Genomic DNA, 16,009 nt, shown 5'->3' with positions numbered 1-16,009 from the left:
CCTGCCTGGAACCCTCATGAGCCTGGAAATCCTGCACCGCACGCCGCTCTGGGTGTGGGCGCTGTTCGCGCTGCTGCTGTACCGCGGCATCCGCGCGCTGCGGCCGCGCCAGCTCTCGGTGTCGCGCACCTTCCTCCTGCCGGTGCTGTTCCTGGTCTGGGTGCTGGTGTCGATCCACGGCGAGGTCACGGACCTGCGTTCGGCCTACGAGGCGTTCGCCGCCGGCATGGCCGCGGGCGGCGTGCTCGGCTGGATGCTGTGGTCGCGGGCCGGCCGCGCCACCTACCACCCCGAAACGCGCATGATCGAGCGGCCGGGATCGCCGATCACGCTGGTCTTGCTGGTGCTGGCCTTCGCGTCCAAGTTCGTGTTGATGACCATGCTGGCGCGGGACCACGGGCTGGCGGCCGATGCCGCGTTCTCGGCGGCATTCGGCGGCGTGTCCGGGCTGGTCGACGGCATGTTCTGGGGCGGCACGCTATCGCAGGTATGGCACTTGCGGCACCTGGCGTTGCCGCCGCTGGCGCGGCGCTGACACGGCGGCGCGCCAGCCAGGCGTATTGGCCGGCGGGGCCGGCCATCGTCCATACGCGCGGCGGCTACGGCCGCGTCACCACTTCATTTCACCCTTGGCGACCTTGGCGCTGATCTCCAGCGAGGCGGCGGCGCCGGCTTGCGGGTAGCGGGCGCGCATGGCCTGGATCAGCGCGGCGCTGTCCGGCGCGCGGGCGGCCTCGGCCTCGAAGGCGCGCAGGTAGCCCTGGGTGTAATGCACCGATTCCAGCGTCAGCGGCGCGCCGGGCGCGTAGTGGCCGGGCACCACCGTGGCCGGCTTCAGGGCGTCGATGCGCGCCAGCGTGGCGAGCCAGTCGGCGCGCGATTGCGGCGACTGCGTGTCGGCGGTCCAGACGTGCAGGTTGCCGAACACCACTACGCCGCCGACCACCGCCTGGCGCGACGGGATCCAGACGAAGGTGCGGTCGGGCTGCGGGCCGTCCAGGCCGGTGATTTTCAGGGCCTGGCCTTCGAGCGTCAGCGTGTCGCCTTCCAGCACTTGCGGCACCACGGCTTTGCGCGGCGCGTCGGCGCCCAGCTTCGGCCCCCAGAACGCCAGCTTGGCGTCGACCGTTTCGCGGATGTGGCGCACGGTGGGCGCGGTGGCCACCACCTTGGCGTCGGGGAACGCCGCCTGGAGGGTATCGAGGCCGAAGTAGAAATCGGGATCGCCGTGGCTGATGTAGATGGTGGTCAGGCGCTTGCCGCTGGCGCGCACCATGGCCACGACCTGTTCGGCCTGGGACTTGCCGAATTGCGCGTCGACCAGGATGGCGTCGCGTTCACCGCTGACCAGCACCGAGGCGACCTGGAAGATGGCGTCGTTGCCGGGGTTGTAGGGGGTGATCGTCAGTTCGGTGGCGGCGAGGGCGGGCGCGGCGGCCAGGGCCAGCGCGAGGGCGGGAATCAGGCGGCGCAGGGCGGGCAGGGTGGGCATGGATGTTCCTGGAAAAGAGGGGAGTGACGGCAGTCTAGTTGCGCCATCCGGCCAGATAAACCGGAATCCATGCGTGAGTCTGTTGCTTGATTCGATCAAATCAGGGCGCCGGCCGCCGTGCCGCCCGCGTCCCGGTCCGCCAGGGTGTCCACCACCAGCGTGCGCAGCCAGCGCGTGCCGGGGTCGCTCTCGAAGCGCGGATGCCAGTGCACCGTGACGCTCAGCGGCGGCAGCGTCAGCGGCAGGGGCCGGATCTCGAAGGCGTTGTCGCGGTTGAACCAGACCGCCGCGCGGTGCGGCAGGGTGACGGTCAGGTCGGTGCGCCGCACGATCTCGGCGGCGGCCGAGAAATGCGGCAGCGTCAGGTACGGCTGGCGATGCAGCCCGGCCTCGCCGAGCACGTCGTCCAGCAGCCGGTGGGCGCTGGCGCGCGAGGCCACCAGGATGTGGTCGAGCCGCTTGAACTGGCCGCGCGTCAGGCCGGCCGACAGCACCGGGTGGCCGCGCCGGCCCATGCAGGCATAGCGCTCGCTGAACAGGTCGGCGTGGCGCGTGTGGCGGCCCAGGCCGGCCAGGTTGCCGATCGCCAGGTCGATGTCGCCGTCCTTGAGCGCCTGCGCCAGCTGTTCCAGCGGCACCTCCACCACCTCGACCTGCAGGCGCGGCGCCAGCGCGTGCACGCGTTCCATCAGGCTGGGCAGGAACACCATTTCGCCGATATCCGACATCGACAGCCGGAAGCGCCGAGTGCTGCTGGCCGGCTCGAAATGCTGCCGCAGGCTGACCGCCTCGGCGAAGCTGTTCATGCCGCGCTCGATCGGGCCGGCCAGGGCGAAGGCCACCGGCGTGGGCCGCATGCCCGACGGCGTGCGCACGAACAGCGGATCGTCGAATTTCTCGCGCAGCCGGGCCAGGGCATAGCTGACCGCGGGCTGCGTCAGCTGCAGCCGCTGCGCGGCGCGGGTGACGCTGCGCTCATGCAGCACGGTCAGGAAAACCCGCATGAGATTCAAGTCGAAGTCCACGTCCACCCTTGTTATCAGTCTGGTTTATGCAATGAATAATACCCATAAATTTGACACATAAATAGTTGATTCCTAGACTAATTTTCACGAGCCGCGGCAGTGACCAGGCGGCCGCCGACAACAAGGGGAAGAGCACGTCATGCATGCATTGACTTTGCCGTCGCTGTTGCGCGACCAGGCCGCACGCCAGGGAACGCGGCCGTGGATCCAGGCGCCGGGCGGCGCGTTGCGCTATGCCGAGGCGCCCGCCCAGGCGGCCCGCTGGGCGGCGTTGCTGGCGCAGGCCGGCGTGGCCCGCGGCGACCGCGTCGGCTTGATGGCGGGCAACCGCATCGAATTCATGTCGCTGGTGCTGGGCTGCGGCTGGCTGGGCGCGGTGGTGGTGCCGATCAACACCGCCTCGCGCGGCATGCAGTTGCAGCACATCCTGGCCAACAGCGGGTGCGTGCTGCTGGTGGCGGACAGGGCCTCCTGTCCGGCATTGGCCGGGGTCGACGCCGCTGGCCTGGCGCTGCGGCAGATCTGGCTGCTGGACGACGGCGCGAACGACACGGCCGCGGTCCCGCCCGGTCTGCCGGCCCCGGCCGCCGCGCTGCCGGCCTTGCCGGACACGCCCGCGCCCGAGGCCGACCTCGGCCCCGGCGATACGCTCGCGATCCTCTACACCTCCGGCACCTCGGGCCTGTCCAAGGGGGTGTGCTGCCCCCATGCACAGTTCCACTGGTGGGGCGTCATCGCCGCCCGCAATCTGGAGATCGGCGCCGACGACGTGCTCTACACCAGCCTGCCGCTGTTCCATACCAACGCCCTGAATGCCTGCTTCCAGGCGCTGGTGACCGGCGCGTCGATCGTGTGCGATGAACGCTTTTCCGTCAGCCGCTATTTCGAGCGGTTGCAGGCTACCGGCGCTACCGTCACCTACCTGCTGGGCGCGATGGTGCCGATGCTGCTGGCGCGCGAACCCGCGGCGGCCGAGCGCGGCCACCGCGCCCGCATCGCGCTGGCGCCGGGCGTGCCCGAACGTTTCCACGGCGTGTTCACCGAGCGCACCGGCATCGCGCTGCTGGAAGGCTACGGCTCCACGGAAACCAACTTCGCGCTCGGCGGCACGCTGGCCGAGCAGCGCCCCGGCAGCATGGGCCGCGTCGCGCCCGAGTTCGACGCCATCGTGGCCGACGCGGACGATGCGCCGCTGCCCGATGGCCAGGCCGGCGAACTGCTGCTGCGCGCGCGGCCGCCGTTCGCCATCGCCACCGGCTACTTCGGCATGGCCGACAAGACGGTCGAGGCCTGGCGCAACCTGTGGTTCCACACCGGCGACCGCGTGGTGCGCGACGCCGACGGCTACTTCCGCTTCCTGGACCGCATGAAGGACGCGATCCGCCGGCGCGGCGAGAACATCTCGTCGTACGAGGTCGAGCAGGTGCTGCTGGCGCATCCCTCGGTGGCGGTCGCGGCGGTCTATGCGGTGCGGTCGGAACTGGCCGAGGACGAGGTCATGGCGGCGCTGGTCTACAAGCCGGGCTGCGTGCTCACGCCGCAGGCCCTGCTGGATTTCTGCCAGCCGCGCATGCCGTATTTCGCCGTGCCGCGCTATCTGCGCGTGCTGGACGACCTGCCGCGCACCGAGAACGGCAAGGTCCGCAAGTTCAGGTTGCGCGATGAGGGCGTGACGGGCGACACCTGGGATCGCGACGCCGCCGGCTACCGCGTGGCGCGCTGAATCCCATCCATATAAAACAAGGGGCAAGAGCATGACAATGGCATACCAGGGCGCGGCGCAGAGCGCCGACGAGCAGGCCCGGCGCAAGCGCACGCGGCGGGTGGTGATGGCGTCGGTCGCCGGCAACGCGATGGAGTGGTACGACTTTTTCATCTATGGCACGGCGGCGGCGCTGGTGTTCGGCGAGCTGTTCTTTCCCAAGGGCACCGATCCGCTGCTGGGCACCATGGGGGCCTTCGCCGGCTTTGCCGTGGGCTTCCTGGCGCGGCCGCTGGGCGGCGTGATCTTCGGCCATATCGGCGACCGCTATGGCCGCAAGCTGGCGCTGGAATGGACGCTGGGCATCATGGGCGCGGCTACCTTCCTGATCGGGCTGCTGCCAACCTATGAGCAGATCGGCATCTGGGCGCCGGTGGCGATGGTGGTGCTGCGCGTGATGCAGGGCGCGGCGGCCGGCGGCGAGTGGGGCGGCGGCGTGCTGCTCATCAGCGAGGCGGTGGACGGCAAGCGCCGCGGCTATTTCTCGTCGTTCAGCCAGCTGGGCGTGGCCGGCGGCTTCGTGCTGTCGTCCGGCGTCTTCATGCTGGCGCAGCAGCTGCCGCAGGAGGCCTTCATGAGCTGGGGCTGGCGCCTGCCGTTCCTCCTGAGCGTGCTGATCTTCGGCATCGGCCTGTACATCCGCAAGCACATACCGGAAAGCGACGAGTTCGTGCAGGCCAAGAAGACCGCCAAGCGCGGCATGCCGGCGGTGGAAGTGTTCCGCCGCTATCCGCGCCAGGTGTTCACGGCGATGGGGCTGCGGGTGGCGGAGAACGGCGGCTCGTACATCTTCCTGGCGTTCGCGCTGGCCTATGGCAAGTTCCTGGGCATTCCCAACGACGTGATGCTGGGCGGGGTGCTGGCATCCATGTTCATCGAACTGGGCACGCTGGTGTGGTTCGGCCACCTGTCGGACCGGATCGGCCGGCGCACCGTCTACCTGATCGGCTCGGCCGGGCTGATGCTGGCGGCGTTTCCGTTCTTCTGGCTGGTGCAGACCAAGGACCCGGTGTGGATCTTCCTGGCGTTCTTCCTGGGCAACACGATCTGCCACGCCGCCATGATTGGCACGCAGCCGGCGTACTTCGCCGAGCTGTTCCCGCCCGAGGTGCGCTACACCGGCCTGGCGCTTGGGCACGAACTGGCCTCGGTGTTCGCCGGCGGCCTGTCGCCGCTGATCGCCATGGCGCTGCTGCGCAAGTATGAATCGGCCACGCCGGTGGCGTGGTTCCTGGTGGGGATGGCGGCGATCACGGTCATCACCTTGCTGCTGACGCGCGAGCCGCCGCGGCAGGAATCGGCATGAGCGCGGGGCCCGGCATCGTCGGCGTGGGCGAGACGCCCGCGCTGCGCCATCCCGAGCCCGGCTGCGACACGGCCACGCTGATTGCCCGGGCGGTGCGGCTGGCGCTGGACGACGCCGGGCTGCGGCCGGCGGATGTCGACGGCCTGGGCCTGGCCTCGTTCACGCTGCGCCCCGACCGCGCCATCGACATGGCGTGGCGGCTTGGCCTGACGCTGGGCTGGTGCATGCAGGACGAAATGGGCGGCGCCAGCGCCATCAACATGCTGCGCCACGCCTGGCTGGCGCTGCGGGCGGGGCAGGCGCGCACCATCGTGCTGGTGGCCGGCGACCATTTCGCCGGCGCCGATTTCGCCGCGCTGGTGGGGCGCTACAACCGCAGCGCGCAGGATTACCTGAGCCCGCTGGGCTGCGTCGGGCCGAATCCGCTGTTCGCCATGCTGACGCAGCGGCAGATGGCGAGGACCGGCCTGCGGCGCGAGGATTACGGCGCGCTGTGCGTGGCGCAGCGCGCCTGGGCCGGCGCCAATCCCAATGCCGCCTACCGCCAGCCGCTGACGCTGGCGCAGTACCTGGAGGCGCCGATGGTGGCCGAGCCGCTGGGCCGGCTCGATTGCGTGCCGGTGGTCAGCGGCGCCTGCGCGCTGGTGCTGCAGGCGCGGCCGCAAGGCGTGCACGTCACGCTGCGGGCCAGCGGCGCACGCTACAACTTCGACCAGCAGGAGGGGGATGGCCTGGTGACGGGCATTGCCGGGTTCGCGTCCGCGCTGTGGGCCGAGGCCGGCCTGGGGCCGGACGATATGGACGTGGTCGGCGTGTACGACGATTATCCGGCGATGGCGGTGGCGCAGCTGTGCGACCTGGGCCTGGCGCCGGCAAATGACCTGCCGGGCTTCATCGCGCGCCGCATCGCCACCCGCGAGCTGCCGGTCAACACGGCGGGCGGGCAACTGTCCGCAGGGCAGGCGGGTACGGCGGGCGGCATGCACGGGCTGGCGGAAGTGGCGCGCCAACTGCTGGGGCGGGCCGGCGCGCGGCAGGTGGCGCACGCGCGCCATGGCGTGGCGACCGGCTACGGCATGGTGCAGTTGCGCTACGGCATGTGCGCCAACGCCGCGGTGCTGGCCAGGGAGGACGCATGAGTTTCAACGTGAGGGAATGCGCGCAGTGCGGGCATCGGGTCTATCCGGCGCGGCTGTGGTGCCCGGCGTGCGGACACGACCGTGACGTCCAGGCGCCTGTGGAGGAGGCCGAGCTGCTGGCGTGGACCCAGGTGCCCGCCAAGGCGGCCGGCGGCGGCAGCATCATCGCCACCGTCAATGCGTTGCCACGCGGACCGCTGCTGGTGGTGCGCCTGCCTGACGTGCCGCAGGCGGTGGGGCAGCGTCTGCGATTGCTGGCGCGAATGGAGCAGGGAACGGAACAAGGGGTGGCGCTGCCTTGGGCGCAAGCGCTGCCCGGCAACGGCGGGGCGGGCGGCAAGGCTTGAGGGCCGCCGGCGCGGCTGGACCGCGTCCGCGCCACCCTTCAGTTTCGCCGTTCAGTTCCGCGCATCGGCCGCCCGGATCGATTCCAGCCGCTGTGCCAGCGTGGCGCTGGACAGTTCGCCGACGCGCACGTCGATCAACCGGCCCTGGGCATCGAGGAACAGCGTCGCGGGCAAGCCGCGGTTGCTCATCTGGCGCGAGGCGTCGCCGGCCGGATCGAGCAGGGCGTTGGCCAGCGACGGCGCGTGCTCGTCCAGGTATTGACGGACGGTGGCCGCCGCCTCGCCCTGGTTGAGAAAGACGAAATGGATGTCGGGGTTGGCCGCCTGCGCCTGCTCGAACGCCGGCATCTCGCGGCGGCACGGCGGGCACCAGCTGGCCCACAGGTTCACCACCGTGGGTTTGCCGTGAAAGGCGGCCAGCGCGGCCGGCGCGCCATCCAGCTGTTGCAGCGACAGGCCCGCCAGTTGCGGTTGCGTCTGGGTCGAGGGCGCCAGCAGGCGGCCGCCGCCGAGCCAGATGGCCGTGCTCAGCGCCATCGCGACCAGCAGGGCGCGGCGCGGGACGCGGTGGCGCAGCACGGCGTAGGCGCCATAGAGCAGCGCCGCGGCCAGCCCGGCAAGGCCGGTCCAGCCGCCGTCGCGCAGGTCCAGGATCTTGAGCGGATCCTGCAGGAAGTGATCGCGGTATTGCCAGACGAAGGCCAGCCGGGCCACCAGCAGGCCCAGCAGCAGGCAGCGCCACAGGACGCGGCCGACGTCCTCGGCGCGCGTGCCGGCCAGCAGACGGCCGGCGAGCAGGCCGACGGCGGCGGTGGCCACCAGCAGGGCGAGTTCGATGGGAAAGACCAGGGGGCCCAGACGCAGGGCAGGGCTCATGCGACGCGCTCCCGGCGCGCGGCCAGGTCGGGGCGGCCGTTGCTGCGAAATTCCATGGCGTGAGACGAGTAGGGGGAAGGCCCAAGCCTAGCATGCCGTTGCGATATGCTTGGGTGTCCTCCATTGCCGTCGTGTGCCCGAGATGAAATCGCTGCCTTCGCTGTTGCCCCTGATCCAAGCGCCGATGGTCGGCTCCTTCAGTCCGCTGGCGATTGCCGCCTGCCGCGCCGGCGCCCTCGGGTCGCTGGCTTGTGCCGCGCTTGGTCCGGACGCGCTGCGCGAACAGATTGCCGCGATCCGCGCCGAGACCGACGCGCCGTTCAACCTGAATTTCTTCAGTCACACGCCGCCCGCGCCCGACGAGGCGGCCCAGGCCCGCTGGCGCGAGACGCTGGCGCCGTACTACCGCGAGGCCGGGCTGGACCTGTCAACCGCCGGCAGCGGCCCGGGCCGCGCGCCGTTCGACGAGGCCATGTGCCAGGTGGTCGAGGAATCGCGGCCGGCGGTGGTCAGCTTCCATTTCGGGCTGCCCGACGACGCGCTGCTGGAGCGCGTGCGCCGCGCCGGCGCCATGGTGCTGTCGTCCGCCACCACGGTCGAAGAGGCGCGCTGGCTCGACGCCCGCGGCGTGGATGCCATCATTGCCCAGGGGGTGGAGGCTGGCGGCCATCGCGGCATGTTCCTGACCGACGACATCGGCGCCCAGCCGGGCCTGTACGCCTTGCTGCCGCAGGTGGTGGACGCCGTGGGCGTGCCGGTGATCGCGGCCGGCGGCATTGCCGACGGGCGCGGGATCGCCGCGGCCTTCGCGCTGGGCGCGGCGGCCGCGCAACTGGGCACCGCCTATCTGCTGACGCCGCAGGCAGGGCGTTCGGCCATTCACCGGCAGGCGGTGCGCGCGGCGCGCGACGACGCCACGCGCCTGACCAATCTGTACACCGGCCGCCCGGCCCGCGGGCTGCTGACGCGCTTCATGCGCGAACAGGGTCCGATGAGCGCGGCGGCGCCCGCGTTTCCGCTGGCGACCGGCGCGGTCGATCCGTTGCGGGCGGCGGTGGAAAAGACCGGCAGCGGCGACTTTTCGCTGCTGTGGTCGGGCGAGGCCGCCGCGATGGCCCGCGAGACCGACGCCGAGGCGCTGACGCGCCAGCTGTGGGACGACGCGCTCGACTGCGCGGCCGGCCTGCGCGCGGGGATGGCGGCGCGGGCCCGCTGAGCGGGCCATCCTCCGCGTCGTCCCCGTCCGGGAGGCCGGCCGCGCCCGGCTTCCCTGGATAGTGGCGCTTGGCCCTATATATGGCCAACATGAAACGCATATTTCCAGGAACGCTAAAATACCGGCTCGCGGCTTCTGTCGAGCCCTCCGGCCTTCTTCATTCCTGCGCCTCGCGCCCTCGATAAATATGAAAAAACTGACTGCTGTTCTTCTCGTGTCCGCAACCACGATGCTGACCGCTTGCGGCCCGTCCGACAACGCGCCCGCCGCCAGTGCGCAGGCGCCCGCCGCCGCCCGCAAGGTCGTCGTTGGTCTGGATGACAACTTCCCGCCCATGGGTTTCCGCGACGCCAACAACCAGATCGTCGGTTTCGACGTCGACATGGCCAAGGAAGCCAGCAAGCGCCTGGGCCTGGAGGTCGAATTCAAGCCGATCGACTGGAGCGCCAAGGAAGCCGAGCTGAACGGCAAGCGCGTCGACGTGCTCTGGAACGGCCTGACCATCACCGAAGAACGCAAGAAGAACATCAGCTTCACCGCGCCCTACATGGCCAACCACCAGATCATCATCGTCGGCAACGCCTCGCCGGTGAAGGCCAAGGCCGATCTGGCCGGCAAGGTGGTCGGCGCCCAGGATGGCAGCAGCGCCACCGACGCCATCGCCAAGGACCCGGTCGCCGGCAGCATCAAGGAAGTCAAGAAGTTCGGCGACAACGTCACCGCGCTGATGGACCTGGCCGCCGGCCGCCTCGACGCCATCGTGGTCGATGAAGTGGTGGGCCGCTACCTGATCAGCAAGCGCGCCGGTGAATACCGCGTGCTGGACGACAACTTCGGCACCGAAGACTACGGCGTCGGCGTGCGCAAGGACGACACCGAGCTGCTGGGCAAGCTCGACAAGACGCTGGACTCGATGAAGCAGGACGGCACCGCCGGCCGCATCGCGACCCAGTGGTTCGGCGCCAACATCGTCAAGTAATCTCCCGGGAAACGCCCGGACCGCTCCGCGGTCCGGGCGTTTTTCAGTCCGGCGATCCTTCGCGCCGGCGCCCCGGCCCCTGATTCCCCCCGCCACCCACGGCGCACTCCCATCCGCATGGACTACGTACTCTCCCTCCTGGGACCCCTGGCGCAAGGCGCGAAAGTGACCTTGACGCTGTTCTTCATCACGCTGGCGCTGGCCGTGCCGCTGGGCCTGGTGCTGGCGTTGCTGCGGATCTCCAAATGGGGCTTCGTCAGCCAGCTGGTCAATGGCTACATCTGGCTGATGCGCGGCACGCCGCTGATGCTGCAGATGTTGTTCATCTACTTCGCGCTGCCGTTCGTGCCGGTGGTGGGGGTCCGCCTGCCCGACTTTCCGGCGGCGGTGGTGGCCTTTGCGTTGAACTACGCGGCGTATTTCGCCGAGATCTTCCGCGCCGGCATCCAGTCGGTCGACCGCGGCCAATACGAAGGCAGCAAGGTGCTGGGCATGACCTACCTGCAGACGCTGCGCCGCATCGTGCTGCCGCAGATGGTGCAGCGGGTGCTGCCGCCCATGAGCAACGAGACCATCACCCTGGTCAAGGACACCTCCCTGATCTACGTGCTGGCGCTCAACGACATCCTGCGCACCGCGCGCGGCATCGTGCAGCGCGACTTCACGACCACGCCGTTCCTGGTCGCGGCCGCCTTCTATCTCATCATGACGCTGGTGTTGACGTGGTTCTTCCAGCGTATGGAAAAGCGCTATGCCAAATACGACCAGTAATCCGTCCGCCGGCGGTCGCGGCGCCATGATCTCGGCCCGCGGCATCGTCAAGTCGTTCGGCGCCAACCGGGTGCTGGACCAGGTCTCGCTGGAGCTGGGCAAGGGCGAAGTGGTGGCGGTCATCGGCCCGTCGGGTTCGGGCAAGAGCACCTTCCTGCGCTGCCTGAACCACCTGGAAACCATCGACGACGGCACCATCGAGATCGAGGGCGAAGCCCTGGCCACGGCGGTGCCGGGCGGCCAGAGCCGCTACGCCAGCGACGGCGACGTGCGCCGCATCTGCCGCAAGATGGGCATGGTGTTCCAGTCGTTCAACCTGTTCCCGCACATGACGGTGCTGCAGAACATCATCGAAGCGCCCATGATCGTCAAGGGCATGCCGCGCGCCGCCATCGTGCCCAAGGCCGAGGAATTGCTGCGCAAGGTCGGCCTGCTGAACAAGCGCGACAACTATCCGACGCGCCTGTCGGGCGGCCAGAAGCAGCGCGTGGCGATCGCCCGGGCGCTGGCGATGGAGCCGGACATCATGCTGTTCGACGAGCCGACCTCGGCGCTCGACCCCGAGCTGACCGGCGAAGTGCTGCGCACCATGCGCCAGCTGGCCGACGAGCACATGACCATGCTGGTGGTGACCCACGAAATGGGCTTCGCCCGCGAAGTGGCGCACCGCGTCATTTTCATGGACGAAGGCCGCATCGTCGAAGAGGCGCCGTCGGCGGACTTCTTCCGCGCGCCGCGGCATCCGCGCAGCCGCGAGTTCCTGGCGCACATGCTGTAACGAAAGGGGCGGGGCCGGCTCGGCCCCGTCTGCCCGGGGCCGGGCGCTACCCGCGGCGGCTGCCTCGTTCGGGCCCGGCGGGTCCGCGGCAGGGCTGTATGGCGCAATGAATAAGGGTTTACCCTTGGTTTTGTGACACGCCGGATGTATGAGGCCTGGCGGTCACATCCTTGATGTAAACAAGAATTCAACTGGGATGTAGTCCTAGGCGGCAAAATGGATAATGGTTATCATTACCGTCGATTGTCCGGGTCAACATTGCGGGAGACGTCCATGTCCAGCGAAGCGGGGTTACGAGAGCGTACAGCGGTGCTGTATGCCGAGCATCATTCGTGGCTCGCGCGCTGGCTGCGCTATCGCACCGCCAACTCCGACTGCGCCGCCGACCTGGCGCACGACACCTTCATGCGGGTCCTGACCGCCAAGGAAATCCCGCCGCTGTCCGAGCCGCGCGCGTTTCTCGCCACGATCGCCCGCCGGCTGCTGTCCAACCACTATCGGCGCGAAATGATCGAGCGGGCCTATCTCGAGGCCCTGGCCAATCTGCCCGAGCCCGTGGAACCCAGCCCGGAATCACGGCACATCGTCATCGAGACGCTGCTCGCCATCGATCGCGCGCTCGACTCGTTGCCGGGAAAGGTGCGCGAGGCGTTCCTGCTGGCGCAGCTCGAGGGGCTCAGGCATGAAGATATCGCGGCGCGGCTGGGGGTGACCACCCGCACGGTGAGCAACTACATGGTGCGCGCGGTCCAGGCCTGCTTCTTCGCCCAGGACGGTTTCGCGTGACGCGGGTGAGTGCCACGCCCGCCGCCTATGCTGGCGGGCTGCCGCTACCGGCGCATGTGGCCGAGCAGGCGTCGCGCTGGTACGTGCTGTTGACGAGTGGCGCCGACACCGTGCAGGACCGGCTGGCCTGGGAACGCTGGCGCCAGGCGGATCCCGACCATGAGCGGGCCTGGGCCCACCTGATGCGCGTCGACGGCCGCATGCGCGAACTTGGAGGCAGTCCCGCCTATCAGGCGCTGACGGTCGATCGGCGCAATGGCCGCCGCCGCGCGCTCATCGCCATGCTGGGGCTGGCCACCTGTACCGGCGGCCTAGTCTGGACGGCCGACCGCATGCGCTGGGTACGGCTCTCGCCCGACTACGTGGCGGCAGTGGGGGAGCAGCGCTCGGTCACGCTGGTCGACGGCACCGAGGTCCTGCTCAATACCGACAGCGCGATCGACGTGCTCTATGACGGACGGACACGCCGCCTGCGCCTGCGGCGCGGCGAAATCCAGATCCGTACCGGACATGCGGCGGGCTATGCCGGCCTGCCGTTCCGGGTCGACACCCCTTCCGGGGGCGTGCGCGCGCTGGGAACGCGCTTCATGGTGCGCCTGGACGGAGACCAGACCCGCGTGGCGCTGCTCGAGGGACACGTCGAGATCGAGCCGGCGGCCGGCGGCAGCCCGCTGCTGCTGCAGCCGGGGCAGGCCACCCGCTACGGCGCGCACGGTATCGAGCCCGTCCGTCCGGTGGCGCTGGCGGACACGGCCTGGATCAATGCCGAATTGGCGGCCGATGACATGCCGCTGGACCGCTTCCTGGCCGAACTGAGCCGTTACCGGCACGGGTTGATTTCCTGTGACGCGCCGGCGGCGAAGTTGCGGATCTCTGGATTGTTTCCCTTGAACGACACCGACAGGGCGCTACAGGCGGTGGCCCGCCTGCTGCCTGTCACGGTGACCCGGCGCAGCCCTTATTGGGTTCGCGTTTCGGCTCGGTAACAGCCTCGATCCCTCCATTCGCCCGGATTCCGGGTTTTTTTTTGTCGATACCTTTCCGGTTTCCGGTTTTGGCGTGTCCTTTCAATCAAGAGGACTCAATTGCACGGAAAAAAGCCGGAATCCATGGTTATCGGAGCAGCCGATCAACGTCTCGTACACGCCCCTGGCCCCGTGGCGGGCGGGCGGCTGTGCGCGCGGATGCTGCTGCTGGGCGCGCTCGCGGCCATGCCGTTGGCCGGGGCCCAGCCCGGGCCGCAGGCGGCCACCACGCGCAGTTTTCACGTCGCGCCCGGGCCGCTGACCCAGGTGCTGCAGCAGATCGCCAGCCAGGCGCACGTGCTGGTCTACTTCGATCCCGCGGTCACCCGTGACCTGAGCAGCGACGGCCTGGACGGCACCTACGCGCCCGCGCTCGCCTTCGAGGCGGTATTGCGTGGCCACGGCCTGGAAGTCTACGAAGACCCGTCGGGCGGTTTCCGCGTGCGTCGGACCTGGACGCCCGCCGTTTCGATCCTGCCGGTCACGCAGGTCGAGGGCATGACGCGGGGCTTCACGCAGCTCGAGGATCGCGCCGCCACCAAGACGCTGGCCCCCCTGGTCTCGGTGCCGCAGTCGGTGTCGGTGGTGACTGCCGCCGACATGCAGGCGCGGGGCGCCCGTTCGGTCACGCAGGCGCTGCAGTACACGCCGGGCGTGCAGATCGACAACTATGGCGGCACCGAGGTCCGCAACGACTGGGTCGTGTTGCGCGGTTTCGATGCCAAGCTGACCGGCGACTATCGCGACGGCCTGAGCCAGATGCCCTACGACCAGATCCGGGCGCGGGTGCCGACCTATGCGCTGGAACAGATCGATGTCGTGCGCGGGCCGGTATCGGCGCTGTATGGGCAGGCCGCGCCTGGCGGGATCGTCAACCGCGTCACCAAGCGTCCCCCCGAGACGCCGCTGCGCGAAGCCGCGCTGCAGTTCGGGTCGTTCGAGCACAAGCAGGCCTACCTGGACCTGGGAGGGCCTTTCAACGAGAACGGGCAGGCCCGCTTTCGCCTGACCGCGACCGCCAAGGAATCGGGCACGCAGGACAAGTACGACAGCGACCATCGCTACCGCGACAACCTGGCCTACGTGGCGCCCGCCTTCGGCTGGCGTGACGCGGACACCTCGTTCACGTTGCTGATGCACTACCAGCATGATCGCAACGACGGCGAATCGCGCGCCTACTATCCGACGCGGGTGCTGGTGGGCGACTACGACTACGACCGCAACGACCGCGATTTCTTCAGCCTGGGGTATCAGCTCGAGCATCGCCTGAACGCGCAATGGCGGGTGCGCCAGAACGCGCGCTACCAGCAAGGCGACATGCTGCTGCGCAATCTGTATGCGGGGGCGCTGGCCAGCGATGGCCGTACGCTGGCGCGCGCCCAACTGCAGGCGCGCGAACGTGCCGAAGGGCTGGCGGTGGACAGCCAGATCGAAGGCGACCTCGAAGCGGGCGGCCTGCGCCATACGGTGCTGGCCGGGCTGGATGCCAGGCGCCTGTCGGGGCGCCAGCACTATCAGCAGGCGGCCGCGCCCAGCCTGGATCTGCTGGACCCGCGTTACGGGCAGGGCATCGCGCTGCCGTCCGGCGCGCCGTCGATCATCAAGGTGCGGCAGGTCAGCGAGCAATGGGGGCTTTATCTCCAGGACAAGGTGCAGGCGGGGGACTGGACCGTGCTGCTCGGCGTGCGGCGCGACGACTATCGCGACGTGACCGACAACCTGCTCGCCGGTACTCGCACGCGTGGGCGGGGCGATGTCTACACCGGACGAGCGGGTGTGTCGTACGCGGCGGGGGCAGGGGTCGCGCCCTACGTGGGCTATGCGACTTCGTTCGTGCCCCAGGCCGGCGCCTCGTACGAGGGCAAGCCGTTCGATCCGTCCCGGGCCGAGCAATTCGAGGTGGGCGTGAAGTTCCAGCCGCCGCAATCGCAGAGCCTGTACACGCTGGCGCTGTTCGACCTGCGGCAGCGCAACGTGCTGACCGCCGATCCCGATCCGGCGCATCCCGGCTTCAGCGTCACCACCGGCCGCGTGCGCGCGCGCGGCGTCGAACTCGAGGCCAAGGTCAGCCTGGCGCGAGGGTGGGACGTGCTGGCCGCCTACACCTTCAACGATGTGAAGAATCAGCAGGCCAACGACGGCACGACCGGAAAAGTGCCGATCGTGACGCCGCGCCAGATGGCCTCTCTCTGGCTGAACCGCTCGCTTGAGGGCTGGTTGGCCGGATGGACCGCGGGCGTGGGGGTGCGCCATATCGGCTCCACCTACGTGGACGCCGCCAACACCATGAAGAACGAGGCCGCCACCGTCGTGGACGCCGCGCTCGCCTACGACGCGGGCGCCTGGCGCCTGGCGCTGGACGCCAGCAATGTTTTCAACCGGCAGACCGTGGTCTGCCGGGGAGATCGCAGCAATTGCCGCTATGGCGTGGACCGCACGGTACTCGCCACTGTCACTTACCGCTATTGACGCCGCGCCATCACGGGGCGGTGTCGGACTATGACGTG

General features: G+C 69.5%; 15 protein-coding genes. 12 read left to right on the top strand and 3 right to left on the bottom strand.

What is annotated here, in order from left to right; translation table 11 throughout:
• The first annotated feature begins 16 nt into the window (after positions 1–16).
• Complete coding sequence (locus AC1HFW_RS08965; protein WP_479282822.1) at positions 17–535, top strand: DUF6622 family protein; 519 nt, start codon at positions 17–19, stop codon at positions 533–535.
• Positions 536–610: 75 nt separating this feature from the next.
• Here AC1HFW_RS08965 and AC1HFW_RS08960 read toward each other — a convergent pair whose 3' ends face one another.
• Together AC1HFW_RS08960 and AC1HFW_RS08955 are read right to left on the bottom strand one after the other, a co-directional pair.
• Positions 611–1,492, bottom strand: coding sequence for an MBL fold metallo-hydrolase (locus tag AC1HFW_RS08960; RefSeq protein WP_006395151.1), 882 nt, complete (start codon positions 1,490–1,492; stop codon positions 611–613).
• A gap of 95 nt (positions 1,493–1,587) precedes the next feature.
• Positions 1,588–2,496, bottom strand: coding sequence for a LysR family transcriptional regulator (locus AC1HFW_RS08955; RefSeq protein WP_006395150.1), 909 nt, complete (start codon positions 2,494–2,496; stop codon positions 1,588–1,590).
• A gap of 160 nt (positions 2,497–2,656) precedes the next feature.
• Between AC1HFW_RS08955 and AC1HFW_RS08950 the strand changes: the two genes are divergently transcribed.
• The 4 genes from AC1HFW_RS08950 to AC1HFW_RS08935 are packed head-to-tail and all read left to right on the top strand — an operon-like array spanning position 2,657 to position 7,071.
• Positions 2,657–4,240: an ATP-dependent acyl-CoA ligase gene (locus AC1HFW_RS08950; RefSeq protein WP_061071145.1), complete on the top strand. Its 1,584-nt coding sequence runs from the start codon at positions 2,657–2,659 to the stop codon at positions 4,238–4,240.
• 31 nt (positions 4,241–4,271) lie between these two features.
• Positions 4,272–5,585, top strand: a complete 1,314-nt coding sequence (locus AC1HFW_RS08945) for an MFS transporter (RefSeq protein ID WP_479282820.1) — start codon at positions 4,272–4,274, stop codon at positions 5,583–5,585.
• Positions 5,582–6,724: a thiolase family protein gene (locus tag AC1HFW_RS08940; protein ID WP_238889614.1), complete on the top strand. Its 1,143-nt coding sequence runs from the start codon at positions 5,582–5,584 to the stop codon at positions 6,722–6,724. Before AC1HFW_RS08945 ends, AC1HFW_RS08940 begins: the two co-directional genes overlap by 4 nt.
• Positions 6,721–7,071, top strand: coding sequence for a zinc ribbon domain-containing protein (locus AC1HFW_RS08935; protein WP_479282818.1), 351 nt, complete (start codon positions 6,721–6,723; stop codon positions 7,069–7,071). Before AC1HFW_RS08940 ends, AC1HFW_RS08935 begins: the two co-directional genes overlap by 4 nt.
• 51 nt (positions 7,072–7,122) lie before the next feature.
• On the opposite strand, the gene AC1HFW_RS08930 is transcribed toward AC1HFW_RS08935, so the two are convergent.
• Positions 7,123–7,947, bottom strand: a complete 825-nt coding sequence (locus AC1HFW_RS08930) for a TlpA family protein disulfide reductase (protein WP_479282816.1) — start codon at positions 7,945–7,947, stop codon at positions 7,123–7,125.
• 142 nt (positions 7,948–8,089) lie between these two features.
• Between AC1HFW_RS08930 and AC1HFW_RS08925 the strand changes: the two genes are divergently transcribed.
• The 7 genes from AC1HFW_RS08925 to AC1HFW_RS08895 all read left to right on the top strand — a co-directional run bounded on the left by AC1HFW_RS08925 (position 8,090) and on the right by AC1HFW_RS08895 (position 15,971).
• Positions 8,090–9,163 (top strand): NAD(P)H-dependent flavin oxidoreductase, encoded by a 1,074-nt coding sequence (locus tag AC1HFW_RS08925; protein WP_479282814.1) that lies wholly within the window; start codon positions 8,090–8,092, stop codon positions 9,161–9,163.
• A 187-nt stretch (positions 9,164–9,350) separates the two neighbouring features.
• Positions 9,351–10,142 (top strand): amino acid ABC transporter substrate-binding protein, encoded by a 792-nt coding sequence (locus AC1HFW_RS08920; protein WP_006384525.1) that lies wholly within the window; start codon positions 9,351–9,353, stop codon positions 10,140–10,142.
• Positions 10,143–10,259: 117 nt separating this feature from the next.
• A complete protein-coding gene (locus AC1HFW_RS08915) occupies positions 10,260–10,913 on the top strand; it encodes an amino acid ABC transporter permease (RefSeq protein WP_006384524.1) in 654 nt (217 codons plus the stop codon).
• Between the two features lie 25 nt (positions 10,914–10,938).
• Complete coding sequence (locus AC1HFW_RS08910; protein ID WP_006395142.1) at positions 10,939–11,691, top strand: amino acid ABC transporter ATP-binding protein; 753 nt, start codon at positions 10,939–10,941, stop codon at positions 11,689–11,691.
• Between the two features lie 273 nt (positions 11,692–11,964).
• Positions 11,965–12,477 (top strand): sigma-70 family RNA polymerase sigma factor, encoded by a 513-nt coding sequence (locus AC1HFW_RS08905; protein WP_061071151.1) that lies wholly within the window; start codon positions 11,965–11,967, stop codon positions 12,475–12,477.
• Positions 12,474–13,463, top strand: coding sequence for a FecR domain-containing protein (locus AC1HFW_RS08900; RefSeq protein ID WP_479282812.1), 990 nt, complete (start codon positions 12,474–12,476; stop codon positions 13,461–13,463). Before AC1HFW_RS08905 ends, AC1HFW_RS08900 begins: the two co-directional genes overlap by 4 nt.
• 123 nt (positions 13,464–13,586) lie before the next feature.
• The gene (locus AC1HFW_RS08895) at positions 13,587–15,971 is read left to right on the top strand and encodes a TonB-dependent siderophore receptor (protein ID WP_479282810.1); all 2,385 of its coding nucleotides are present in this window, start codon (positions 13,587–13,589) and stop codon (positions 15,969–15,971) included.
• The last annotated feature ends 38 nt before the right edge of the window (positions 15,972–16,009 follow it).

It is taken from the genome of Achromobacter sp. ISS7, from assembly GCF_056523125.1.
This window is presented reverse-complemented; position numbering and strand designations above follow the sequence as displayed.

Bases quoted from the DNA above. Each gene is read 5' to 3' on its own strand.
- AC1HFW_RS08920 (WP_006384525.1), top strand. From the start codon at position 9,351: ATGAAAAAACTGACTGCTGTTCTTCTCGTGTCCGCAACCACGATGCTG.
- AC1HFW_RS08955 (WP_006395150.1), bottom strand. From the start codon at position 2,496: ATGCGGGTTTTCCTGACCGTGCTGCATGAGCGCAGCGTCACCCGCGCC.
- AC1HFW_RS08905 (WP_061071151.1), top strand. From the start codon at position 11,965: ATGTCCAGCGAAGCGGGGTTACGAGAGCGTACAGCGGTGCTGTATGCC.
- AC1HFW_RS08930 (WP_479282816.1), bottom strand. From the start codon at position 7,947: ATGAGCCCTGCCCTGCGTCTGGGCCCCCTGGTCTTTCCCATCGAACTC.
- AC1HFW_RS08895 (WP_479282810.1), top strand. From the start codon at position 13,587: ATGGTTATCGGAGCAGCCGATCAACGTCTCGTACACGCCCCTGGCCCC.
- AC1HFW_RS08940 (WP_238889614.1), top strand. From the start codon at position 5,582: ATGAGCGCGGGGCCCGGCATCGTCGGCGTGGGCGAGACGCCCGCGCTG.
- AC1HFW_RS08915 (WP_006384524.1), top strand. From the start codon at position 10,260: ATGGACTACGTACTCTCCCTCCTGGGACCCCTGGCGCAAGGCGCGAAA.
- AC1HFW_RS08935 (WP_479282818.1), top strand. From the start codon at position 6,721: ATGAGTTTCAACGTGAGGGAATGCGCGCAGTGCGGGCATCGGGTCTAT.
- AC1HFW_RS08965 (WP_479282822.1), top strand. From the start codon at position 17: ATGAGCCTGGAAATCCTGCACCGCACGCCGCTCTGGGTGTGGGCGCTG.
- AC1HFW_RS08950 (WP_061071145.1), top strand. From the start codon at position 2,657: ATGCATGCATTGACTTTGCCGTCGCTGTTGCGCGACCAGGCCGCACGC.
- AC1HFW_RS08960 (WP_006395151.1), bottom strand. From the start codon at position 1,492: ATGCCCACCCTGCCCGCCCTGCGCCGCCTGATTCCCGCCCTCGCGCTG.
- AC1HFW_RS08945 (WP_479282820.1), top strand. From the start codon at position 4,272: ATGACAATGGCATACCAGGGCGCGGCGCAGAGCGCCGACGAGCAGGCC.
- AC1HFW_RS08925 (WP_479282814.1), top strand. From the start codon at position 8,090: ATGAAATCGCTGCCTTCGCTGTTGCCCCTGATCCAAGCGCCGATGGTC.
- AC1HFW_RS08910 (WP_006395142.1), top strand. From the start codon at position 10,939: ATGATCTCGGCCCGCGGCATCGTCAAGTCGTTCGGCGCCAACCGGGTG.